Origin of the sequence: Pedobacter sp. MC2016-24 (genome assembly GCF_015223055.1) — a bacterium.
Lineage (GTDB): Bacteria > Bacteroidota > Bacteroidia > Sphingobacteriales > Sphingobacteriaceae > Pedobacter.
Genome location: NZ_JADFBX010000005.1, coordinates 400,198 through 424,340 on the forward strand (window position 1 = coordinate 400,198; position 24,143 = coordinate 424,340).

The 24,143-nt window shown below is 41.6% G+C and carries 25 protein-coding genes; 9 read left to right on the top strand and 16 right to left on the bottom strand.

All coding sequences use genetic code 11. The features are described from left to right. Window positions 1–20: 20 nt before the first annotated feature. From IM797_RS14955 to IM797_RS14970, 4 genes are all read right to left on the bottom strand, one after another. A complete protein-coding gene (locus IM797_RS14955; protein ID WP_194127944.1) occupies window positions 21–290 on the bottom strand; it encodes a YtxH domain-containing protein in 270 nt (89 codons plus the stop codon). Window positions 291–447: 157 nt separating this feature from the next. Beyond that, window positions 448–1,848: a sigma-54 dependent transcriptional regulator gene (locus IM797_RS14960; protein ID WP_194127945.1), complete on the bottom strand. Its 1,401-nt coding sequence runs from the start codon at window positions 1,846–1,848 to the stop codon at window positions 448–450. 115 nt (window positions 1,849–1,963) lie between these two features. Then, a complete protein-coding gene (locus IM797_RS14965) occupies window positions 1,964–2,746 on the bottom strand; it encodes an enoyl-CoA hydratase/isomerase family protein (RefSeq protein ID WP_194127946.1) in 783 nt (260 codons plus the stop codon). Window positions 2,747–2,748: 2 nt separating this feature from the next. Then, the gene (locus IM797_RS14970; protein WP_194127947.1) at window positions 2,749–3,168 is read right to left on the bottom strand and encodes a cobalamin B12-binding domain-containing protein; all 420 of its coding nucleotides are present in this window, start codon (window positions 3,166–3,168) and stop codon (window positions 2,749–2,751) included. Window positions 3,169–3,249: 81 nt separating this feature from the next. Here IM797_RS14970 and IM797_RS14975 point away from each other — a divergent pair, with 81 nt between their 5' ends. Further along, complete coding sequence (locus IM797_RS14975) at window positions 3,250–4,911, top strand: glutamine--tRNA ligase/YqeY domain fusion protein (RefSeq protein ID WP_194127948.1); 1,662 nt, start codon at window positions 3,250–3,252, stop codon at window positions 4,909–4,911. 29 nt (window positions 4,912–4,940) lie between these two features. On the opposite strand, the gene IM797_RS14980 is transcribed toward IM797_RS14975, so the two are convergent. Next, entirely contained in the window at window positions 4,941–5,780 is an 840-nt protein-coding gene (locus IM797_RS14980) for an N-acetylmuramoyl-L-alanine amidase (protein WP_194127949.1), read from the bottom strand. A gap of 88 nt (window positions 5,781–5,868) precedes the next feature. Between IM797_RS14980 and IM797_RS14985 the strand changes: the two genes are divergently transcribed. Further along, window positions 5,869–7,545 (top strand): Zn-dependent hydrolase, encoded by a 1,677-nt coding sequence (locus tag IM797_RS14985; protein WP_194127950.1) that lies wholly within the window; start codon window positions 5,869–5,871, stop codon window positions 7,543–7,545. Here IM797_RS14985 and IM797_RS14990 read toward each other — a convergent pair whose 3' ends face one another. The 8 genes from IM797_RS14990 to gltX form a co-directional block, all read right to left on the bottom strand. Then, window positions 7,546–7,914: a response regulator gene (locus tag IM797_RS14990; protein WP_194127951.1), complete on the bottom strand. Its 369-nt coding sequence runs from the start codon at window positions 7,912–7,914 to the stop codon at window positions 7,546–7,548. Continuing rightward, window positions 7,907–8,488, bottom strand: a complete 582-nt coding sequence (locus IM797_RS14995; RefSeq protein WP_194127952.1) for a chemotaxis protein CheB — start codon at window positions 8,486–8,488, stop codon at window positions 7,907–7,909. The genes IM797_RS14990 and IM797_RS14995 overlap by 8 nt, the downstream gene beginning before the upstream one ends. Continuing rightward, window positions 8,475–9,272: a protein-glutamate O-methyltransferase CheR gene (locus tag IM797_RS15000; RefSeq protein ID WP_194128051.1), complete on the bottom strand. Its 798-nt coding sequence runs from the start codon at window positions 9,270–9,272 to the stop codon at window positions 8,475–8,477. The genes IM797_RS14995 and IM797_RS15000 overlap by 14 nt, the downstream gene beginning before the upstream one ends. Before the next feature lie 37 nt (window positions 9,273–9,309). Further along, a complete protein-coding gene (locus IM797_RS15005; protein WP_194127953.1) occupies window positions 9,310–9,684 on the bottom strand; it encodes a two-component system response regulator in 375 nt (124 codons plus the stop codon). A gap of 24 nt (window positions 9,685–9,708) precedes the next feature. Further along, complete coding sequence (locus tag IM797_RS15010) at window positions 9,709–13,302, bottom strand: response regulator (protein ID WP_194127954.1); 3,594 nt, start codon at window positions 13,300–13,302, stop codon at window positions 9,709–9,711. A 9-nt stretch (window positions 13,303–13,311) separates the two neighbouring features. Further along, the gene (locus IM797_RS15015) at window positions 13,312–14,436 is read right to left on the bottom strand and encodes a hybrid sensor histidine kinase/response regulator (protein WP_194127955.1); all 1,125 of its coding nucleotides are present in this window, start codon (window positions 14,434–14,436) and stop codon (window positions 13,312–13,314) included. A 121-nt stretch (window positions 14,437–14,557) separates the two neighbouring features. Beyond that, window positions 14,558–15,400: a neutral zinc metallopeptidase gene (locus IM797_RS15020; protein ID WP_194127956.1), complete on the bottom strand. Its 843-nt coding sequence runs from the start codon at window positions 15,398–15,400 to the stop codon at window positions 14,558–14,560. A 70-nt stretch (window positions 15,401–15,470) separates the two neighbouring features. Continuing rightward, window positions 15,471–16,976: a glutamate--tRNA ligase gene (gene gltX, locus IM797_RS15025; RefSeq protein WP_194127957.1), complete on the bottom strand. Its 1,506-nt coding sequence runs from the start codon at window positions 16,974–16,976 to the stop codon at window positions 15,471–15,473. Window positions 16,977–17,063: 87 nt separating this feature from the next. Here gltX and IM797_RS15030 point away from each other — a divergent pair, with 87 nt between their 5' ends. From IM797_RS15030 to IM797_RS15040, 3 genes are read left to right on the top strand one after another with little or no spacing between them, the layout of a single operon-like run. Then, window positions 17,064–18,281, top strand: coding sequence for a HAMP domain-containing sensor histidine kinase (locus tag IM797_RS15030; protein WP_194127958.1), 1,218 nt, complete (start codon window positions 17,064–17,066; stop codon window positions 18,279–18,281). Further along, the gene (locus IM797_RS15035) at window positions 18,259–18,762 is read left to right on the top strand and encodes a DinB family protein (RefSeq protein WP_194127959.1); all 504 of its coding nucleotides are present in this window, start codon (window positions 18,259–18,261) and stop codon (window positions 18,760–18,762) included. Before IM797_RS15030 ends, IM797_RS15035 begins: the two co-directional genes overlap by 23 nt. Before the next feature lie 26 nt (window positions 18,763–18,788). Beyond that, window positions 18,789–19,184 (top strand): hotdog fold thioesterase, encoded by a 396-nt coding sequence (locus IM797_RS15040; protein ID WP_228098873.1) that lies wholly within the window; start codon window positions 18,789–18,791, stop codon window positions 19,182–19,184. On the opposite strand, the gene IM797_RS15045 is transcribed toward IM797_RS15040, so the two are convergent. Next, on the bottom strand, window positions 19,185–19,751 hold the full coding sequence (locus tag IM797_RS15045; RefSeq protein WP_228098874.1) for a Crp/Fnr family transcriptional regulator: 567 nt from the start codon (window positions 19,749–19,751) through the stop codon (window positions 19,185–19,187). 100 nt (window positions 19,752–19,851) lie between these two features. On the opposite strand from IM797_RS15045, the gene IM797_RS15050 reads away from it, so the two are divergent. Beyond that, window positions 19,852–20,175 carry a multidrug efflux SMR transporter gene (locus tag IM797_RS15050; RefSeq protein WP_194127962.1) on the top strand — a complete coding sequence of 108 codons (324 nt, stop codon included), beginning with the start codon at window positions 19,852–19,854 and terminating at the stop codon, window positions 20,173–20,175. On the opposite strand, the gene IM797_RS15055 is transcribed toward IM797_RS15050, so the two are convergent. Both IM797_RS15055 and IM797_RS15060 read right to left on the bottom strand, forming a co-directional pair. Further along, on the bottom strand, window positions 20,176–20,727 hold the full coding sequence (locus IM797_RS15055; RefSeq protein WP_194127963.1) for a DUF2911 domain-containing protein: 552 nt from the start codon (window positions 20,725–20,727) through the stop codon (window positions 20,176–20,178). Between the two features lie 26 nt (window positions 20,728–20,753). Further along, window positions 20,754–20,939 (bottom strand): hypothetical protein, encoded by a 186-nt coding sequence (locus IM797_RS15060; RefSeq protein WP_228098875.1) that lies wholly within the window; start codon window positions 20,937–20,939, stop codon window positions 20,754–20,756. A gap of 206 nt (window positions 20,940–21,145) precedes the next feature. Between IM797_RS15060 and IM797_RS15065 the strand changes: the two genes are divergently transcribed. The 3 genes from IM797_RS15065 to IM797_RS15075 are packed head-to-tail and all read left to right on the top strand — an operon-like array spanning window position 21,146 to window position 24,142. Continuing rightward, the gene (locus IM797_RS15065) at window positions 21,146–21,766 is read left to right on the top strand and encodes a TetR/AcrR family transcriptional regulator (protein ID WP_194127964.1); all 621 of its coding nucleotides are present in this window, start codon (window positions 21,146–21,148) and stop codon (window positions 21,764–21,766) included. Next, a complete protein-coding gene (locus IM797_RS15070) occupies window positions 21,763–23,079 on the top strand; it encodes a TolC family protein (protein ID WP_194127965.1) in 1,317 nt (438 codons plus the stop codon). Before IM797_RS15065 ends, IM797_RS15070 begins: the two co-directional genes overlap by 4 nt. A 19-nt stretch (window positions 23,080–23,098) precedes the next feature. Beyond that, entirely contained in the window at window positions 23,099–24,142 is a 1,044-nt protein-coding gene (locus IM797_RS15075; protein WP_194127966.1) for an HlyD family secretion protein, read from the top strand. Window position 24,143 lies beyond the last annotated feature (1 nt).

Genomic DNA, 24,143 nt, shown 5'->3' on the forward strand with positions numbered 1-24,143 from the left:
GTTTGGTTTTAGCAAAAATCTTATGCGTGCTCTAAATCATCATCCACAAATTCGTCCTCACCTTGACGAAGCTTGTTTTTAACAGAACTCACTACCTTATCTTTTAAGCCTGCCAAATGGTTGATTTCATCAGCAGCTCTATCTTTAATGGAATCACCAAGGTCTTTTAAAGACTGGTTCAACCGATCTCTAGTCTCACTCCCTTTTTCAGGGGCAAATAGCAAACCCAAAGCAGCGCCAGCTGCCAAACCTGCAAGTAATCCTACCAATACTTTTGAATTATCATTCATGATTATATAAATTTACAGTTAACAAATACATTTCATTAGGGACATGCTGCCATTATAACTCCTGGCATTTGAAAATTGTTTTAATTCTTTCCAATTTCCCCAATAAGGGGCTACCAATAACTAAGCCAATTCCACTGTACAGGAAAGAAATGAGCAGCTATTTTTCCAAATCGATCGCTTTCATCTTATTGTAAAGTGTTTTGCGATCTATATTTAACAGCTGGGCAGCCTTGGTTTTATTGAAATTAACTTCCCTCAATACTTTTAAAATAGCATCATATTCAGCTTCCAATGCCGCATTCTTTAATCCTCTCGGTCGTTCTGAACGCGAAATTGTATGTTCTAAAGCACTGGCCCTGGCATAGGTTGAAATCTCTAAAGGAAGCGCTTTCAACTGAATTTCGCCCGAGTCCGTCAACAAGGTTGCCCTTTTGATCACATTTTTCAGTTCACGAACATTTCCCGGCCAGTTATAGGTTAAAAAGCAATCCTCGACCTCCGTAGAAAAGCCGGTAATGTTTCTGTTTAATTCCCCATTGGCTACCTTAAGAAAGGTATGGGCAAAGATCATGATGTCATGCCCACGCGCACTAAGCGGCGGTAGATTAATCGAAAACTCGTTAAAACGATGGTACAGATCCTCTCTAAATCTTCCATTCTGTATGGCCGAACCTAAGTTTTCATTGGTTGCAATGATGATCCGTACGTCAAGGTCAATTTCCTTTGTACTTCCAATCCGTTTGATTTTTCGCTCCTGAACCGTCCTTAGCAATGCGGCCTGGATGTCATAAGATAGATTTCCAACCTCATCTAAAAACAAGGTCCCGCCATTGGCCATTTCAAAATGCCCAATCTTAGTATATAGCGCTCCGGTAAAAGATCCTTTCTCATGACCAAAAAACTCACTACCCGCCAATTCTTTAGTTAAAGAGCCACAATCCATCGCTACAAAAGGCTTGTTCTTTCTTGGACTATTCAAATGGATTGCCATGGCTACAGACTCTTTACCCGTACCACTTTCGCCCAATAAAATTACACTGTAATTAGTGGGAGCAACCACCTCAATCTGCTTCAGTAGCTCTTTGGATGCGATGCTTTGCCCTACAACAAAGTTCTCCTGCTCACTATAAACCTGGTGATTTCCCTTTTCTTTCACCACTTCGCTCACCTGACGTGGAACATCAACAGCTAAAGCAATTTGGGTCTCTATGGCTTTATTGATTGTATTTAAGATCTCATCTGGATACAGGGGTTTCGTGATATAATCGTAAGCGCCAAGTTTAATCAGCTCAACAGCCAGTTTGATATCAGAATATCCCGTAATGATGATAACGCCAGTATTGGGGTACTTTTCTTTGATCTTGACCAACATTTCCTTACCGTCAGTATCTTCCAAGCGATAATCACAAAGCACAAGGTCATAAGTCTCTTTAGAAAGACATTCCATCGCCGTGAGACCACTAGATGCTGTAGATACACTAAATGAATTTCTCGTCAAGAATTTAGATAACAGAATACCAATATTTACCTCATCATCAACAATCAATATTTTTCTCATAGGAAAATGATTTATTATACAATAGTGAGTCTAAATATAGGAAAATATTTTTTTACTGGGCAATATTTTCTACACTTTACAAGTGCGAATGAGGACAGATTTGTGCTTAAAACGATTACTTTCCTGTAAAAACAGGCTTTCGTTTTTCCAGGAAGGCTGTAGTCCCCTCTTTGAAATCGGCCGTATCAAAACACTGGCCAAAAGCTTTAATCTCCGCCTCGAAACCATTTACATCAAAACTAAGCGAAGCATTAACTGCTTCAATCGCACAGGCAACAGCTAAAGGTGCCCTCAGTTTAATCTTTGTAAGAAGCTCCTCGGCCTTAGCCAGCAGTTCCGTTTGTGGAACCACATAATTAACCAATCCTATTTTTTCAGCCTGATCAGCTGTAACCATATCAGCGGTTACAATCATTTCAATAGCTTTCCCCCTGCCCACAAGTTGCGTAAGTCTTTGCGTACCACCATATCCCGGGATTAGGCCCAAAGACACTTCTGGCAAGCCCAAACGGGCATTTTCTGAAGCAATACGGATATGGCAGGCCATGGCCAATTCCAATCCCCCACCAAGTGCGAAGCCATTTATAGCCGCAATAACGGGTTTAGGACAATTAGCAAGGGCATCAAAAACATTTTTTTGTCCATTTCTAGCTAACTCTTCTCCATTTTCAGCAGAATAATCTGCAAATTCAGAAATATCAGCACCCGCAACAAAGGCCTTTTCTCCAGCCCCGGTTAAAAGTACTGCCCGAACATCCTCCGTCCTACCCGCGTAAGCGATCACATCGGCCAGTTCTGCCAGCGTTTCTTTATTCAGGGCATTTAATTTCTGCTCCCGGTTAATCGTAATGTATAATACGCCTGATTTCAATGCTGATAAAATGTTTTGGTAAGTCATATTTAGAAATTTCTATGTTCAGTAACCCAGTTTTTAATATAATTGACGATGGTTTCCATTGTTGTTCCCGGTGCAAATAGTTCGCCAACTCCAATTGCTTTAAGTTTGTCCATATCACCTTCAGGAATAATTCCGCCACCGGTAAGCAACACATCAGTAACCTGTTTTTGTTTCATAATCTCTACAATCTTAGGAAAAACAGTCATATGTGCACCAGATAAAATAGAAACTCCAATCGCATCCACATCTTCCTGCAAGGCTGCATTAACCACCATTTCCGGAGTTTGGCGTAAACCAGTATAAATCACCTCCATTCCGGCATCTCTTAAAGAAGTAGCAATTACTTTTGCGCCCCGGTCATGGCCATCTAGTCCGACCTTGGCCACCAAAACCCGGATAGGCCTGTTTAATGCTTTGCTCATATTTTATGCTAATAAGTCGGTTGTAAATGTAAGTAAATTAGCGCTTTTATGTTAACTTTGAGCACTAAAATTACAGTTTTTATGAGTGAGGAAAGATCATTGAACTTTATTGAAGAGATCATTGAAAACGATTTAAACAGCGGAAAATACGAGACCCTAATTACCCGTTTTCCACCAGAGCCCAATGGTTATTTGCACATTGGACATGCCAAGGCAATTTGCCTGAACTTTGGTTTAACCCAGAAATACGGCGGTTACACCAACCTGAGATTTGATGACACCAATCCGGTAACGGAAAAAACAGAATATGTAGACAGCCAGCAGGAAGACATCAAATGGCTGGGATTTCAATGGAAAAATGAGCTTTACACCTCTGACTATTTTGATACGCTGTATGATTATGCCGTTAAATTAATTGAAAAAGGTCTTGCCTATGTAGACCACAGTACCGCAGAAGAAATTGCTGCTTTGAAAGGCACACCTACCGAACCAGGAAAAGACAGTCCACATAGAAACCGTAGTGTTGCTGAAAACCTTGACTTGTTTACCCGCATGAAAAATGGCGAGTTTGCAGATGGTGTTTGCACCTTAAGGGCTAAAATTGATATGGCCAGTCCGAATATGATTATGCGCGATCCCGTTATTTACCGGATCAAACATGCTGAGCATCACCGCACAGGCAACAAATGGTGTATTTACCCTATGTACGATTTTGCTCACGGACAAAGCGACAGCATCGAACACATTACCCATTCCATCTGTACCCTGGAATATGTGAGTCATCGCGAATTGTACGACTGGTGCATTGAGAAATTGGATATCTATCCTTCTAAACAATATGAATTTGCACGCTTAAACCTTACTTATACCGTAATGAGCAAGCGTAAATTGCTGCAACTGGTTAATGAAGGCGTGGTGAGCGGCTGGGATGATCCCCGCATGCCCACCATCAGCGGATTGAGAAGACGTGGCTATACCCCTGAAAGTATCCGTGAATTCTGCGAAAGAATTGGAATTGCCAAAAGAGAGAATCTGATTGAATTGAGCTTACTTGAATTCTGTATCCGTGAGCACCTTAATAAGACCGCAAACCGGGTAATGGCTGTGCTTGATCCGATTAAATTGGTCATTATCAATTATCCGGAGGGGCAGAATGATATCCTGATTGGTGAAAATAACCCAGAGGCAGAAGATAAAGGCGGAACTCGCGAAATTCCATTCAGCAACGAACTTTGGATAGAACGCGAAGACTTTATGGAAGAGCCAGCAAAAAAATGGTTCAGACTTGCTCCTGGCGCCATGGTACGCTTAAAACATGCTTATATAGTAAAGTGTGAAAGCTTTATTAAGGATGCAGACGGAAATGTAACTGAAATCCATTGTACTTATATCCCTGAATCTAAAAGTGGCGAAGATACCAGCGGCATCAATGTCAAAGGAACGATTCACTGGGTGAGCACCAAACATGCCAGACGTGCAGAGATCAGAACGTATGATAGATTATTTAGCGTAGAGGCCCCTGATAGCGAAGAAGGTGATTTTAAAGATTATCTAAACCCAAACAGCATAGAGGTGATTAAAGAAGCTTATATCGAGCCTTATCTGGCAAATGCAGATAAAGACAGCAGGTATCAATTCATTAGAAAGGGATATTATTGTGTAGATAAAGAATCTAATTCGGATCATTTGATCTTTAATAGAACAGTCGGCCTCAAAGACGCCTGGGCTAAAGGAAATAAGTAAATAAAAAAGCGCCATAAGGCGCTTTTTTATTACATATACTTCTTATACAAATTGTAAAGAATCAGGCGGTCTGCCGGGGTTAAAGCTGGCGTGATATCCGTTTGCACAAAGTGAATTTTAAAGGCCTCTATTGCAGCGCCAATATTTTTCACGTTATAACCCATAATGCGTAAGGCAGCTACAGCATCAAAATCAACAGGAGGCATCACCAACACACTGTCATACCATAAACCAAAGCCATTATCAGCCATCCTTTTCCATGGAAAATTCTTTGGATCATTTTTACGGCCTGGCGCGATGTCGGCATGGCCAATAAAATTGGCGGTAGGAATATTATATCGTTTTTTTAAGGCATCCAATAGCTTGATGAGACCCTGAATCTGCGCTTCGGTAAAAACATCTGTGGTTCCGTTATTATCCAGCTCAATACCGATGGATGAGGAGTTCAAATCCGTATTGTTGCCCCAGCTTCCTACACCTGCATGATTGGCCCGTAAATAGTCATTGACCATTTGCACCACTTTACCATCTCTACCCACTACATAATGTGAACTTACTTCACTTTTTCCCTTAACCAGAAAAGTATTGATGGTTTGCTGCAATGAATTCTGTGCAGTGTGGTGAATGATGACAAAACTAGGCTTGCGAATTCCAAAATTTATAGAGCCAACCCACATCTGTTCGTCCGGACTTAAGCCGGCAACACCTTGTCCCACCGGCGGAACCGCTTTGATGGTTTCCGAAAAATCCCTGGCTTTATTTTTATAAATTTTCTCTGTCGCTGCATACCTGCTTGTTGTACAGGACGCTAACAAAAACAGGGGAACCGAGAGCAGACTATATAGCTTGATATTTGATGCTTGTTTCATAAGAGTAGTATAGAAGAGGTGAAATTACTATTTTTTACTAATTTAGTTGCATCTTAGAATTGCATTATAACTAACACAATTTCATACTATGAAGAAAACAAGCAAAGCAACGTCATTCATTGCCGGATGCGCTATTATTGCAGGTATTGCTTCCTGCACAAGCCCCCAGGGCAACAACACTACGACAAACAAACACACAGTTGAAGATAGCCTGCAACGCTATGTAAGCGAACGTCTGGGCATTTATGAAAAAGTAAAATTAACGTCCAATTTAAATGAACTCAGTGCCAACGAACGTAAAATTCTACCATTATTAATTCAGGCAGCTCAAATTATGGACGACCTTTTCTGGAAACAGGCATATCCGCAGCGCGATAGCTTACTGGCAACCATTAAAGATGAAAAAACGCGGGCTTTCCTGGACATTAACTATGGCCCATGGGACCGCCTGAACGGAGATAAACCTTTTGTTTCGGGTATTGGTGCTAAACCTGATGCTTCCAGCTTCTACCCTTCCGGAATGACCAAAGCTGAATTGGAAAAATCGGATGTCAAAGACAAACTGGGCCAATATTCAGTAATTAAAAGAGACAGTACGGGAAAATTGATGTCTGTCCCATACCACATTTTATATGCTTCAGAACTTCAGAAAGCATCAAACCTGTTAAAAGAAGCAGCCGTACTTGCAGAAGATGAAGGTTTCAAAAAATACCTGAACCTTCGTGCAGATGCTTTGATGTCTGATGACTTTACCGCAAGTGACTATGCCTGGTTAGATATGAAGAACAATGGCCTTGACATCATCATTGGTCCAATTGAAAATTATGAAGATAAGCTTTTCAACGCCCGTGCCTCTTATGAATCCTATGTGCTCATTAAAGATAAGGTTTGGAGCAAGCGCCTGGCCAAATATGTAGCCATGTTACCGCAATTACAACTAGGTTTACCTGTCGATACAAAATATAAACAGGAGAAACCGGGAACGGACTCTGAATTGAATGCCTATGATGTGGTATATTATGCCGGAGATTGCAATGCAGGATCTAAAACCATTGCAGTGAACTTGCCGAATGATGAGGTGATTCAGCAGAAAAAGGGTACGAGAAGGTCTCAGCTGAAAAATGCTATGAAGGCCAAATTTGATAAAATACTAATGCCTATTGCTAAAGAATTAATCGATAAAGGTCAACAACAATACATCAATTTTGATGCGTTCTTTGCCAATGTTATGTTTCACGAAGTTGCACATGGACTTGGCATTAAAAAAACAATTACCGGAAAAGGCTTTGTAAAAGAAGCGCTGCAAGAGCAATATTCATGGCTGGAAGAAGGAAAAGCGGATGTACTGGGCCTATATATGGTGACCGGCTTGTTGAAAAAGGCCGAACTGGAAGGAGACATCAAACAGTTCTACACCACTTACATGGCTGGTATTTTACGTTCTGTGCGCTTTGGTGCAGCAAGTGCACATGGTAAAGCCAATATGCAATGTTTCAACTTCTTTAAGGAGAACGGAGCCTTCATCAGAAATGACAATGGCACTTACAAAGTCGATTTCGCCAAATTTGAAACCGCAATGAACAAACTGAGCAACCTGATCATTACCCTGCAAGGCAATGGAGATAAAAAAGCAGTAGAGAAAACTCAAAAGGAGAAAGCGATCATTACACCTGAACTTCAATCTGACCTGGATAAACTGACTAAAAAGGGTATTCCTGTAGACATTGTATTTGAACAGGGCGTAGACGTACTGGGTGTAAAATAATCAGGCCTCCAAATGTTTAACAATGATATCTTCAAGCTCCTGGATATCAAATGGCTTAGATAAATAGCCATCAGCACCTGCTTGTTCTGCCAATGACTTCACATCGTTGTTGGCAGAAAAGTAGATGACAGGGATGTGCTTTAGCTCACCATGTGCCTTCAACTCCCTGGTTGCATCAATTCCGCCAACATCAGGCAACCAATTGTCCATAAAAATGATATCCGGAGTATAGCCCATCACCTGATCAATGATATTATTGGATGTGGAAGAGGTTTTAATGTCATATCCTGCATCTTCCAAAATAATGGTGCAAAGCTCCAATATGTCAGTGTTATCGTCAAAAACGAATACTTTCTTGTTATTACTCATGATATGATTGATTGGAAAGCAAATTTATAAATTCTGCGATATCTTCTATACCTAAAATCCGATCTATTTCTACATGAAGCTTGGCTTGTGCAGGCATATAAGCAACCTGCGCAGAAGCAGGATCCTGGATAACAGCCTGTCCACCCCAGGCTTTTACACTTTTCAACCCGTTTACACCATCTGCATTAGATCCGGAAAGTAGTAAACATACCAGTTTTTTCTTATAAACCTCGGCTGCAGTTTGAAAAGTAGCATCAATCGCAGGTCTGGAATAATTGATCTTCTCTGAATAATCCAAAGAAAATGTCCGGTCCTGCTCAATTAATAAATGATAATCCGAAGGCGCTACGTATACCGTTCCGGCATTAATCTTTTCCTTTTCATCAACCTCCTTGACAATTAAACTGGTGCGGCTGGCTAATAAATTCGGCAACAGGGAATCTGCTCCATGTTTTCGGTGTACCACAATGATGATCGGGAAACTCAGATCCGATCTGACTTCAGAGAGTACCCGCAACAATACTTCCAGACTGCCGGCAGATCCACCAATGATAAAGGCCTCACATGTTTTCATGTCCCACCTTTCTCCATATTTTATGCCCTGGCAATCGTTTGTATCGATTGGCAATCCTTGAAAAATCGACGGTTTCTTTTGTTCCCAATGCCAGGTAACCTAAATCTTCCAGGCTTTCATCAAAAAGATCCAGCACATTATGCTGAAGCTCCCTTTCAAAATAGATCAGTACATTTCTGCATAAAATCAGTTGAAATTCATTAAAAGAATGGTCCGAAACCAGGTTATGGGTCGAGAAAATGATCTTTTGCTTCAGCTCTTCATCAAACTTAGCCAGGGAATAATTGGCAGTATAATAGGTAGAAAAATCCTGCGTACCACCAGAAAGGATATAGTTTTCCGAATACTGCTTCATCTGGCTCATCGCAAACATGCCATGCGCAGCTTTTTCCAGCACAGCAGGATTCAGATCAGTCGCATAAATCAGGGACTTGTGCAACAAATTGAGTTCCTTAAGTATGATAGAAATCGAATAGGCTTCTTCCCCGGTAGAGCAACCAGCCAGCCAGATCCTGATAAAAGGATAAGTACCCAATTTAGGCAGGACCACATCACGTAGCGTCTTAAAAAAAACAGGATCTCTGAACATTTCCGTCACATTCACCGTGATCTGCTCTACAAACCGCTTAAAATAAGCCTGATCGCTATATATCCTGTATCTGAACTCAGCAAAACTCAAAGCTTTATCCAAACTGTACAACCGGCTGATCCTGCGCTTGAGAGACGCCCTGGAATAACCTGTAAAATCATACCCATACTGCTCCAGAAGATCTGAAATCAGCATCTCTACCTGCTCATCGTTGATTGCTGAAAGCTCCAAATTAAACGCTTGTATATTGAATTAATAACTTAGTTAGTTCTTCGACATTGATGGGCTTAGAAACATATCCAACAGCCCCGGCATTTAAGCACCTTTCTTTATCGCCCAACATCGCCTGTGCAGTTACTGCAATAACAGGGATGTTTTTGAGCTCAGGATGCGTCTCCATTTTGGCCATTGCCTGGTAACCGTCCATCCCAGGCATCATCATATCCATAAGTACCACGGCAATTTGCTGATCCTGCTTCAGCAGTTCCAGCCCTTCTTCTGCTCCGGCCGCAGAAAGGCAATGATAGCCCCTGGCCTTTAAAACCGCCTTTAAAGCAAAAATATTCCTATTATCGTCGTCTATTATAAGTATCTTATTGTTCGCCATATTTATAAAATATGATTGTATCTGTTAAACTTTATCATATAGCCACACCCTGAGCAAAGAAATCAGTTGATCAATGTCAACAGGCTTAGAAATGTAATCTGATGCCCCTGCAGCAATACACTTTTCCCGATCGCCCATCATTGCCTTCGCAGTAACAGCCAAAACAGGCAATTGTTTATAGGCGGCCATTTTTCTGATTTCCTTTGTGGTTTCATATCCGTCCATTTCCGGCATCATCATATCCATCAGCACAACATCTACAAACGGGTGCTCTTTGAGCATCTGTAAGGCTTCTTTTCCATCCGTAGCAGCCAATACTTTCATCTTATGCTGCTCTAGGGCCTTAGTCAGCGAAAATATATTCCGCACATCATCATCCGCAATCAAAACGGTTTTGTTATTTAGTACTTCATACAAACCGCCTAACTTCTCCAATCCCTGCTTTTTCGTTTTACTATCACCTTCCTTTTCTTCAACCAGGTGTAAAAATAGTGCGGCTTCGTCTAAAATACGCTGGTAAGAATGTGCCGTCTTAACCACAATAGAATCAGCATACTGCTTAATGCGACTTTCTTCACCTTTAGAAAGATTTTTACCTGTAAATATGATAATGGGTAAGTTCTCTAACCCTTCGCTTCTCTTAATCGTTTCCAATGTCTCGTAAGCGTTCTTATCCGGAATCCCCATATCCAGGATCACACAATCCACTTCTTTCTTACTCAAAGCGCCAATGCTCTCGTTTACGTTATTGGCAACCTCAGTATGGATATTGTAATTGCTCAGGAAATAACTCAATGCCTCAGCGTGCTGTTTATTCTCCTCAACGATCAATACTTTTTTGGGATGTCGGCTTAAGGCATGTTCAAGCTTTTGGAAGATTTGCTGCATATGCTCCAATGCAACAGGTTTATTGATGAAATCAACAGCCCCTTTGAGCAAACTCTCTTTTTTCACTTCAAGTGAAGACATGATGTGGACCGGAATAGACCGGGTTGAAGGATTTGATTTCAATTCCTCCATAACCTGCCAGCCATCTTTAACTGGCAACTGAATATCCAGCAGTATCGCCAAAGGCTGATAATGGTTGGCCAGTTCGATACCCAAATCACCACGGACTGCGGTTATGCCTTTATAACCTCGTTTACGGGTAAACCTAAGCAGGGTTTTGGCAAAATTCGTATCGTCTTCAACAATCAGGATCACCTTATCGCCGGGCTGGATGTCATTCCGGTCGTCTTCTAATTCCTGAGGGATATGCGTCACGGTAAAGCGTTCTTTAACAAGTTCCACCTGGTGGTCTGGTGCAGACGGGCTGATCGCAATTACATCTTGCTTAAAATCAGACTTTTCCATGGGATTCCATTCCAGAGGCAAATGGAAGGTAAACTCACTACCCACGTGTTCTTTACTTGTTAGCTCAATTTCACCTCCAAGAAGTTTAGCCAGTTCACGACTGATGGATAAGCCCAGTCCAGTACCGCCAAACCTTCTTCTGGTTGAACCATCGGCCTGTTGGAAAGCTTCAAAAATTAGCCCGACTTTGTCTGCAGGGATACCAATACCCGTATCTGTAACTTTAAACAGCAGATATTTACCCGAATCATTCAGTTTAACCGTTAAAACCACTTTTCCTGAAGTGGTGAATTTAATCGCATTAGATAGCAGATTTTTAAGGATCTGCTCCAAACGCATTTTATCAGTATTGACCGCAGGTAAATTCGCGGCCACATCGAACACAAGCTCCAGATTCTTATTTTTTGCCAATGGATTAAACAAAGAGCGCATATCTGTGGCCACCTCATTGACGCTAATTTCCGTGAATTCCAGCTTCATTTTACCTGCTTCTATCTTAGAAAGATCAAGAATCTCATCAATCAGGCCTAATAGTCCTTGTCCAGAACTTTGAATCACTTCCGCGTATTCAATATATTCCGGATCTAGCTCCTTATTCTCAGACATGAGCTTAGACAACAGCAAAATAGAATTTAAAGGTGTACGCAACTCATGCGACATATTGGCGAGAAACTCGGATTTATATTTGGTACTTTGTTCAAGCTGTTCTGCTTTTTGCTGAATGTCCAGGTTTCGCTCTTGTATCAACTGATTTTTCTCTTCCAGTAAACTGGTCCGTTCCTCCAGCTCCTGGTTGCTTTGTAACAGTTCTTCCTGTTGTACACGCAGTTCTTCTTCAGAGGTTTGGATACGTTGTGTCTGTGCCTCCAATTCTGCATTCAAACCTTCCAGCTCACGATGTTGTGCCTGCAGCTCTTCTGCCTGAGCCTGGGTCTCTTCTAGAAACTCCTGTAATTTTCTACGGTTCTGGGCAACGTGGATAGCCAGCCCTATATTATTTGAAATACCATTTAGAAAGTCAAGCTGAACTGGTGTAAAACCAATTAAGCTACCAAACTCCATTACCCCCACAACGATGTCATCTCTTAAAACCGGAACAGCTACCACATTTCTGGGTTTCGTACTTCCAACGGCATAACTGATGGTCAGTTCGCCGTCCGGGATGTCATTGATCAACATCTGTTTGCCGGATCGGGCAGCCTGGCCCGCTAAACCTTCTCCAAACTTGAGCATGTTCTTTTTATGATCTTCAACCAAGGCATATCTTCCTGCCAGCACTAAGGATTCTTCATCCTCAACCAGATAAAATGCGGCAACCTGGCTATTGACATGTTCTACAATACTTTCCAGGATATCTTTTGCCAGTTCAGGCACATCCTTTTCCCCAACCATTTTGTTATTCAGATTGGCGATACCAGACTGCAGCCATTCCTTGTCGGCAAGCAGCGTAAATGAATATTGTAGCGATTCGGCCATGGCATTCAAAGAGGTAGAAAGGCTGCCCAGGCCATCTTTAACAGTTTCATCCATCCTAACCTGGTAATCTCCGTTAGAAATCTTACCCGCTACGCCCTGGATGATCTGGATTCTTTTGTCAATTTCTTCATTTTTCTCCTGTAGCTCCCGCTGCAGCAGTGCTCTTTTATTGAAATCACTGCTTACTCTTCTGTAGAAAGATAACGTGATTATAACCGCCAAAACGGCGGCCAGAAGAATGAGTATCGGCGTATAGCCGGCAAGGGTATTCATGGTTCTAGTTCTCACATCCAAAAGCCTCAACTCCTCTGTTTTCATGGTTTTAATCAAAACCCTGGCCGCATCCATGTAGGTTTTACCATTCCTAAGCTCCGCGATACTAACGTTTCCACCCCTGCTTTTAACGGCAATGGTACTTTCCAATATCCCCATCCTCCCCTGAATGATTTCTTCCAGTTTCTTAGCATTAGCTTGCTGGAAAGCATTGTCACGGGTCTGAACATGAATGTAATTCAACAATTCCAATGAAGTTTGTCTAGCCCCGTTATAAGGTTCCAAAAATTCCTTTTCCCCAGTTAGCAAATAGCCGCGCTGCCCAGTTTCTGCATCCTTTAAAGTAGAAAGCACACCATCCAAATTGGACAATACCTCATTGCTGTGTGCAACAAGGTCAGAATTCTTAATTAAGTTTCTAATGCTGATGAATGAGGCGAATGAGGTTACAAAAAGAATCAGTAACGACAGCCCCAAACCAACACGAAGATTATTTTTAATAGACGTTTTGCTCATAATGTTTCTTTATTCAACCTCTGGTACTACATCCAGAGGCAAAGTGAAATAAAACTCAGATCCATTTCCCAACTCACTTTCTACCCCCACTTCTCCACCATGACGATTAATGATCTCAGCAGAGATGTAAAGCCCAATACCTAATCCCTGAAAATGGATGGCCGTTTCTTCCACGCGATAAAATTTTTCAAATACATTCTTTTGTAACTCAGGATCAATTCCGATCCCATAATCCTTCACACCAAGATACAGCATGTCTTCTCTAACCTGTACGTTAACCTGTATTCTATTGGTCCCGGGCGAATATTTAATCGCATTGGTCAGAAAGTTAATGATGACCTGTTCAATGCGCATTTCATCACCATATAGCGCTTTGGGTGCTTTACCACTTCGGGTAATGGTAAATTCCGGATTTGCCTGATGCATCACCTCAATTACATTATCCAATACCTGGTCCAGGTTAAAGTACTTTTTATTGAATTTCAGCTTTCCACTTTCAATTTTAGAAATATCCAGCAAATCTGCAATCAGATCATTCAATTTATCCAGCTGAACCTGCGCCTTGCTTAAATGCTTTTTAACCGTCTCTATATCACCTTTATCTATACTTCTGCCCAGCAGCTGCACATAACCCTTTACACTGGTTAACGGCGTTTTAAGTTCATGGCTTGCAATACTGATAAACTCATCCTTTTTTCGCTCTGCTTTCTTTCTAAACTCAATTTCATCCAGCAATGCTTTTTGAATTTCAATGAGTTTACGGCTTTGCTCATAAATCCGGTAAAAAGTTTTAACCTTCAGCAACAATACGCCCATGTCAACAGGCTTAGTGATATAATCCAAGCCTCCGGAAGAATATCCTTTGGTAATAAACTTAAGTTCGGTATTTGCCGCAGATAAGAAAATGATTGCCGTTTCACGTGCTTTACTATAGCCTGAAATCGCTTCAGCTACTTCAAATCCGTCCATTCCAGGCATCTGTACATCGAGAATGATCAGTACATATTCATTCTTAAGAACTTTCTTTAATGCTTCTTCACCTGATGATGCGGTATCTACTTCGAAATTATGTCTCTCCAGAACCTTTTTCAAGGAAATCAAGTTTTCTGGGGTATCATCTACAATTAATATCATTTACGAATAATAAATAAGGCTTCTGAAATTGATGAACAATGGATTTTGTGTAAAAACTTTGCCTTAAAGTTATACAACATTAGGTGTTTAACCTTATATTTTTAAAATTTTATTGAATCTGTTACAAAGTCGCGGCATTAAAAGTATCGCCCTGATTGATATCTCCGGTATCAAAACCTTTTTTAAACCAATACATTCTTTGTGCGGAAGTGCCATGTGTAAAAGCGTCAGGAATGACCTCTCCCTGAGCCTGTTTCTGCAGCTTATCATCTCCAATTGCATTCGCCGCATTCAGTGCTTCCTCTAAGTCGCCATTTTCCAACTCAATATCTTTCATCAGCTGCGCATTGTGCGCCCATAACCCGGCAAAAAAGTCGGCCTGAAGTTCAAGTTTAACAGACAATTTATTGTATTCCTTTTCACTAAGCTGCTGACGAGCCCTTTCCAACTTCTCTGATATGCCTAAAAGATTTTGCACATGGTGCCCAACTTCATGGGCAATCACATAGGCCTGGGCAAAATCACCGTTAACGCCAAAACGCGTTTTCAAGTCCTTGTAGAAATCAAGATCAATATAAACTTTATGGTCTGCCGGACAATAAAAAGGACCAACAGCAGAACTGGCATAACCGCAACCAGATTGTTCTCCGCCAGTAAATAGCCGAAGCACGGGCTTTTCATATGACTTACCCATTTTTTTAAATTCTGCTTCCCAAACCTGGTCTGTCGAGGCCAGCACATTGGCTACAAATTTCCCTTCTGCATCCGTAGGAGTTCCTTTTTGGACAAGAGTTTGTTCAGAATTGCCTACAGGCATTTGAGAAACAAGTCCCGTTAAATCCTTACCGAAAAATAAGCCGACAATGACGATAATGATGCCAATGCCACCTCCCAGTACCTTTCCACCGCCTGAGCTGCCTCTCGCATCCTCGACGTTGTCGCTACTTTTACCGAAAAATTTCATATCAACACTTTTAGTTTGGTATAGCTCAACTTGCGTCAATAGTTATACCAAACTAAAATTATTGGTTGATTTATTCGAAAACAGTCAATGCATGCTGAATCCTTTTCCGGGTTTCTTCAACACCTAGCGCAGCAGAAATATCAAAGACGCCTGGTCCAAATTTACCCCCCACCAACATCAATCGGAAAGGCAACATCAATTCGCCAGGCTTTAAAGCACGCTCCGCAGCCAATGCTTTAAATTGCTCTTCCTGAACTACTGGTGATAAACTTGCCAACCCTGCAGCAAAATCCTTGAAAAAGGATGCTTTCTCCGGGCTCCATTTACCCTTAACCGCAGTCAGGTCATACGCTTGAGGAGCGGTAAAGAAATAAGCACTTTGCGGATAGAAATCAAGTAGTAAGTTGCAACGGTCCTTAATCAGATCAATCACTTTCAAAGTATATTCGTCATCAGCCACTGAAACATCCTGCGCGAGCAATACCGCTTTCACCGGCTCCAGCAAATCAGCTGCTGCTGTATTTTTAATCCATTCGTGGTTATACCACTTTGCTTTTTCAAAATCAAATTTGGCTCCTGCCTTACTAATCCTTTCCACAGAAAATTTATCAATCAGATCGGCCATAGAGAACAATTCCTGATCGGTTCCATCATTCCAGCCAAGCATCGCCAGCAAATTCACAAAAGCTTCCGGCATAAAGCCCAGCTCTTTAAATCCTTTGGTCAGGTCGCCAGTTTTAGGGTCAGTCCAGTTTTGAGCATAAACCGGGAAACCCAGCCGGTCCCCATCACGTTTACTCAACTTACCATGGCCATCAGGTTTCAAAATTAAAGGCAGATGTACCCAGGCAGGCATTTCATCTCCCCAACCTAAATAACGCCAAAGCAAAATATGGATTGGTGCAGATGGCAGCCATTCCTCTCCCCTAAACACATGGCTGATTTCCATAGCCCGGTCATCCGCCACAACAGCAAGGTGATAGGTTGGCATCCCGTCCGCTTTAAGTAATACTTTATCATCCACCAGATTAGTATCAAAACTCACGTGGCCTCTAATCAGATCTGTAAAAGAAACAACCTCATTTTCAGGTATTTTTATTCGCACAACATGCGGGGTATTGGCGGCCAGCAAGTCCTCCACCTCTGCCTCAGATAAAGTAAGTGAGTTTCTCATTTGTCCCCTTGTCGCCAGGCCATACGTAAAATTCGGAACCTCTTTACGTTTCGAATCCAGCTCTTCCGGCGTATCAAAAGCATAATAAGCATAGCCGTCCAGAATCAACTGATCTGCATATTGTTTATAAGTAGACTTTCGCTCACTTTGGCGATATGGTCCGTAATTTCCACCTAACTCCGGACTTTCATCAGGTTCCATACCACACCATTTCAAACAGGATGCGATATAGTCTTCTGCACCAGGTACAAAACGGGTCTGGTCTGTATCTTCGATGCGCAAAATAAAGGCGCCATTGTGCTTCTTAGCAAATAAATAATTGAATAACGCGGTACGCACACCACCTAAATGCAATCCTCCTGTCGGACTTGGGGCAAATCTTACTCTAACTTTCTTTTCCATATTATGAGGTACAAAGATATATTTTTAGGCGTTACCATTCAATTGATACATTTTTGATTGCTATTTTGTAATTTGCCTGCTTAAGATATGAATCCATACGAAAAAAAACGCCGCTGGAAATTCTTTTTGCTTGTTTTTGCCATCGTTATAGGCACTGCATCAGTTTTTTACAGCGACTCCTTTGTTAAAAAAATGGAACGCGAAGAGCAGATCCAGCTACAGCTCTTTGTGAAAGTAACAGAGCAATCGATGGTGATGTATGATGACGACCGCTACACCAGTTTAATTGACCTGATCAGAACAAATACAAAACTACCGGTAATCATGATCGATTCCGGCGGTACCATTCTTTCCTATCAGGGTCTGGACTCGACCAAAACCAATTACGAGGTAGAGAAACAACCGAATAAAACCTATGATCCTGGCTATTTTGCCCGCGAACTTAAAAAAATGAAACAGCAGCATCCGCCTACCCCAATCATTGGCTTAGACGGCAACCGCTGGTACATTTACTACAAAGACTCTGCGACATTAACACAGTTGAGATACTTTCCATACATTCAACTGGCAGTAATAGCCTTATTCCTGCTTACCGCATACGTAGCCTTCAGCTCTGCCCGAAAGGCAGAACAAGACCAGGTATGGGTCGGAATGGCGAAAGAAACAGCACACCAGCTGGGTACGCCCATATCCTCCCTCATGGCCTGGGTAGAACTGATGAAATCACGCTTTGACGCGGAAGATGACCCGCTGATTGCCGAAATGGAAAACGACATCAAAAGACTCGAGGTCATTACCGATCGTTTTTCTAAGATCGGGTCCAAACCCATTGTAGAAGATCATGTGGTTTATACCGTAATCTATAATTTTGTCCAATATTTTAAACTCCGCACATCCGATAAAATCGTTTTCAAGATTACAGGCGACGAGCAGGTACGGGCATTACTGAATGTACCTTTGTTTGACTGGGTCATAGAAAATCTACTTAAAAATGCAGCCAATGCCATTGAAAACGAAGGCAATATCACCATAGACATCATAGAAAACCTGACTAAGGAAGAAGTATTTATTGATGTGACCGACACCGGAAAAGGCATTGCCCGTTCCAAGTTCGATGCAGTTTTCCAACCAGGTTATACCACCAGAAAACGCGGCTGGGGCCTGGGCTTATCCTTAACCAAAAGGATTATTGAAAACTATCACAATGGTCAGATCTTCGTCAGGGAATCTGAACTTGGTAAAGGAACTACATTTCGAATTGTTTTAAAAAGCAGCATAACCTATGAACCTACCTCAAACACATGAGTACCCCGTATGGGCTGAAGCGTACATATCCCTGGTAGATGCAGATGTACAAAAGATCTTGAAAAAACAAGCCACGGACTTTCCTGAATTTATCAGCGGTTTAGGAAAAAAGGGCGACTATGCTTATGCGCCGGGAAAATGGACCATCAAGCAACTGATTGGCCACATCATCGATTCAGAGCGTGTTTTTGCATATCGCCTTACCTGCTTTGCCCGCGGGGAAATTCATGCCTTACCAGGCTTTGAAGAGGATGAATATGTAGCAAATGCACATTTTCAGGACAGAACCCTTCACAGCCTGGCCGAAGAGTTCTCTTTACTCAGAAAAGCGAACTTATTTCTGTTTCAAAGCCTGACAGAAAAGGAATTAAACCGCAGTGGAACAGCATCAGAAAGGCAAATTTCTGTCCGGGCCCTGCTTTTTGTAATTGCAGGTCACCTGATCCACCATACACAAATCATCAAAGAGCGTTACTTATGATCTGGTTTACAAATTTTACACCTGAAATGTTAAACGACCGACCCAAAAATCACATGGGTGCTTTCCTGGATATCCAATTTACCCAGGTAGCGGAAGATACGTTAACGGCGACTATGCCGGTCGATGAACGAACACACCAACCTGCAGGTATTTTACACGGAGGAGCCTCTGTTGTACTTGCAGAAACATTGGGTAGTATCGCTTCTTTTATGGTTATTGATCCGGATAAATATCAGGCTGTAGGCCTGGAAATTAATGCAAACCACCTCCGGCCTGTTAAAAGCGGTCTGGTCACCGGAATCTGTAAACCATTACACATCGGGGCTAAAACCCATGTTTGGGAAATCAAAATTTACAACGATAAAGGAAAAATGAACTGTGTAAGCAGGTTAACAGTCGCCATACTGAATAAAATGGTATAACTATCTGATTTCTGCCCGGATCCGGCTTAGGGTTACCTGTGTAACACCTAAATAAGAGGCAATATAACCCAGTTGTATCCTTTGGATCAACGCGGGGTTACTGCTCAGAAGCTCCTGATAACGCTCAGTAGCCGACCTGAACAACCTGGCTATCAGCCTTTCTTCTGTTTTAATCAGCTCTCGCTCCGCGAGTTTACGCCCCCAGTTCGCAAACACAACATCCGAATCAAAAAGTTGCTGCAAATCGTCCAAATTAATTTCATGTAAAACGCAGGCCTCCAACAATTCCACACTTTCATAACCTGCTAATCCATTGATATAACTGTTATAGGAAAAAATCAAATCCCCTTCCATACCAAACCAAAAGGTGATCTGGTTATCTGGCCCATCACAATAAGCCCTTGCAATCCCCTTCTCAATAAAGTAAATGGATTTTTCGACGCGATCAGCGCGGATGATAACCCTGTTTCTAGGCATTTCAACCCTGCGCATTAAGCCACGCAGTTGTGCAATATGCCGTTCATCTAAAGGGTAAATCTGCGTAAGCTTGTCTAAAATATGCTGCAAAATGCTCGTGTTTTTGTAAAGATAAATCTCCTGGACCGCATTTTTTAACATTTGTAAAAAAGTGTCCTTGCCGCAAAGCTTACTTTTGTATAAAAAAAATATGAATTGGATTGTATTGATTATCGCCGGCCTCTTTGAAATCGGCTTTACCACCTGCTTAAAACTTTCGAATAATTTCAGCAACCTCAAGTGGAGTATTGGCTTCTTTGTTTGTATAACCCTGAGTTTTTTACTGCTAAACAAAGCCACACAAACCTTGCCAATGGGTACAGCCTATGCGGTTTGGACAGGCATTGGTGCTGTAGGCACCGTTCTGGTCGGAATTTTATTTTTTGAAGAACCGGCCAATTTCTGGCGCGTATTTTTCATCGCCACACTAATCGGATCTATCTTAGGCTTGAAGTTTATAGCTGGCGGACATTAACTATTTGATTTGGATGGGCACCTGCACCATGGTGGTGTCCCAGCCAATTGTTAAATCTGCACCGTAAGTTTGCGTAACAAATGTCATGGAAAAAGATTCCATGGGCTTGAGTAACTGGATTACAGGCACCTCAATTCTAACCAGGTCTTTACTCGAATCATAACTAAAAGCGCCCCAACGGTCAACCTGTTTATTGACAATAAATGTCCATTTTTCCCGACCTGGAATCGCAAAAAGGCTATAGGTACCTGCTTTAATCCGCTTGCCGCCAATACGAACGTGTTTGTAGAATTTAATCTCCGTTGATTCATTGGCGCCCAGGCGCCATACTTTCTCAAATTGCTCCAGAACACCGAAAATCTCCCGACCCTTTTTAGTTGGCCTTGAATAAACCAATTTCACAAGCGGTTTAGAATCGTCTTTAGCTTTAGCTGCATTTAATGGAAAATAAACTATGTCGGCCGGACTGGTATCCACAGGAGCAAATTTCGGCTCCTGCGCATAAACACCACAACTAAACATTGCCAATACAATAAAGCCCAGTCTTTTCATGTTCCTGACAATAACGTCGGTATCAATTAATATTCCCGACCTTTAACAATACCGTTTAAGAAAACAGCGCCAAATATAAAGCCGATAATTCCGCCTAATACAGACCAAAGGAAACTACCTGAAATGATTGCTGCTGTTAAAATTCCAAAAACCAGACCTAATACATAGTATGCCCAGTCGTATTTACTGTTGTCTTCTTGTTTAATCATCATGTTAAATCTTAGCTGCCAAAGATATTGATTTATTTGATCTCTATGCAATTATTGACAGATTTCCATCAAAATTCTACGCTTCAAGGCGCACAGGCCCCTTTAATTTCAAAGCTTGCACTGTCAGCCTTCAGTCATTATTAACATAGAATCGTTTCTTTCTTAAAATTAATCAATCGATTGATTAATTTTGTCGGGTCAAATTCAACATGGAAAAAGTAGATAAAAAAGCAAATATCCTGGAGGCAGCAGAAAAACTGTTCTCACAACTCGGGTACGAGGCTACTTCAACCCGGCAAATCGCAAAGGAAGCCGGCGCTAATATGGCCATGATCAATTATTATTTTGGTTCTAAAGAAGGCGTATTCATGGAAATCATGAGTTACCGCATTGCTGGTTTCAGCAACCAGCTAAACAGCATCAAATTAGAAGATCTGCCTCATTTAGAAAAACTGATCAAAGCCATTCAAGGTTATGCAACCCGGATTTTATGTAACCACAATTTACATAAAATGATGCATAGGGAACTTTCACTGCCACATCGTCCGGAAATGTTTTTCAAAATTAAAAATGCCATGGTCGAGAACCAGGCGATCGTCGAAGAACTCATCAACAGTGGCATTGCGGCCGGAGATTTCCGACAGGTTGACGTCAGAATGTTTATCGCCTCGCTTATGGGAACGATTAGCAATGTGGCCATTAATCCGGCAAAAATAACTTCCGGAACCGCCCTGGACATCAACAACACGGAAGACCGAAAGCTGATCACTCAACGGCTGGTCGACTATTTAAAAGATTTAATAACCACGTATTTAACATCCAAACAATGATACACAAATCTATCAAATTAAGCTTTCTGGCTTTTTTGCTTCCCGGACTCTTATATGCCCAGGAAACCAAAAAACTAAGCTTACAGGAAGCAATCGCCCTTGGTATCGAGAACAGCAAAAATCTGAAGCTGTCTCAAAACAAAATTGATCAGGCCATTGCCAACTTAAATGTAGTAAAAGACAATGCCTTGCCTACCGCAAAAGCTTCGTTTTTATACAATCACGCAGAAATCCCAACCAATACCTTAATTATTGGAGGCGCAGATCCCCTTCACCTGCCTAAACGTGCAGATGCTTTCGTAGGGACTGCTGCTGTTGAAGAATTGATTTATGGTGGTGGCAAGCTAAGGTATGCTGAAGAGTCAACCAAATTGCTTACGGAAGTAGCGAGACTGGACGCCGACAAAAGCAAGGAAGAAATCAGCTATGCCGTAATCAACACCTATTATTCACTCTTCAAGGTATTGCAAAGCAAAAAAGTAGTTGCACAAAACCTGGAAGCCATTGCCGGTCAACTGAAGCAATCTCAACGCTTCTTTGAACAGGGAATCGTAACCAAGAATGATGTGCTGAGATTTCAATTGCAACAGGCAAACATCTCCCTCACCGGAATGGAAATTGAAAACAACAGAAAAATCATCAACTATAATCTGGATATTCTGCTGGGTCTGAATGAAAATACGGAGATTGAAATCTCCGATCCGGATAAAGAAATCAAACAATTGGCTCCTTTAAGCAATTACATGGAGGCCGCTTTTGCTAGCAGACAAGAATTGAAACAACTGGACCTTCAAAATAAGTTAGCCGATGTAAACATCAAATCGGTTAAAGCGAACACCTTACCTACTGTAGGTGTAGGTGCCAATTTATATTATATAAACCCAAGTGGCAGTTTCATTCCGCCAACCAATCAGTATATCGTTCCGATAACCATTGGTGCGAACATCTCCTGGAACATCGGTAACCTTTGGACCAACAAAAACAAGGTGTCAGAAGCCCGTATCCAGCAAAAAAGCATTGACATCCAGAAAGATCTGATTTCAGATAATGTAAAAACTGAAATCAATAAGAACTATCAGGATTATAAACTGGCCTTAAGTAAAATATCAGTATTAGAGACCTCTATTGCCCAGGCTACAGAAAATGATAAATTGCTGGAATCTAAATACAAAAACAACGTAGCATCCGCCATTGACCGCATCGATGCAGAGACGTTATTGTACCAGGCAAAAATCAATCTGGAACTGGCCAAAGCCGATGCCGGGCTGGCTTATTACACTTTATTAAAATCAACAGGAAAAATTTCTCAATAATACCTTAACAAATCAAGCGATGACAACGGAAACAAAAAAGAAAAATAAAGTTATACCTATCATTTTAGGCGTGCTTATCATTATAGGTGCCTTTTTCGGCACCAAAGAATATATCTATTATAGTAAACACGTGGATACCGATGATGCGCAAATCGACGGCGATATCAGTCCGGTAGTCGCCCGCGTTGGTGGTTACGTACAGGAAATTAAATTTGAAGAAAACACCAAGGTAAATCAAGGCGATATACTTGTTAAACTGGACGACAGCGATTATAAAGTAAAACTGGAACAAGCAATGGCCGGTCAGCAAGGTGCAAGTGCAGGCGTAGGTGTATCCGAATCTCAGATTGCCGCTACAGCTGCCAATACCAGTACAGCCAAAGCAAATATCGAAGCTGCAAGGGTTAAATTAAACCTTGCCCAAAAAGATTACGACCGTTATGCCAACCTGGTTAAAGATGGCTCAGTAACACAACAGGCTTTTGATCAGGCCAAAGCGCAAAAAGAATCCGCCCAGGCGGCATATACCGCTGCGCAGGATCAATATACCGCTGCTGTTAAACAAGTAGGAACAACACAGTCTCAACTGGCAGTAAGCCATAATGGTGTAAGTCAGCGTCAATCTGATGTTGATTTTGCAAAATTGCAATTGTCATACACAGAAATTAAAGCCCCGGCTACTGGTATCGTGTCTAAAAAGAATGTACAAAAAGGCCAGTTGGTACAAGCTGGACAATCTTTATTTTCGATTGTAAACGAAAACAGCATTTATGTAACTGCAAATTTCAAAGAAACACAATTGGAGGACATCAAGCCAGGCTCTAAGGTAAAAATTGAAGTTGATGCCTATCCAAAAGATGATGTAGAAGGTGAAGTTTACAATTTTGCGCCAATTACCGGTGCAAAAGGCTCTTTACTGCCTCCAGACAACGCAACCGGAAACTTTGTGAAAGTAGTACAACGTGTTCCCGTTAAAATTAAAATCACGAAAGCCCCTAAAGACGTGTTAGAAAAATTGCGCCCGGGCATGAGTGTTAAAGTTTCTGTTTCTATAAAAGACTAAA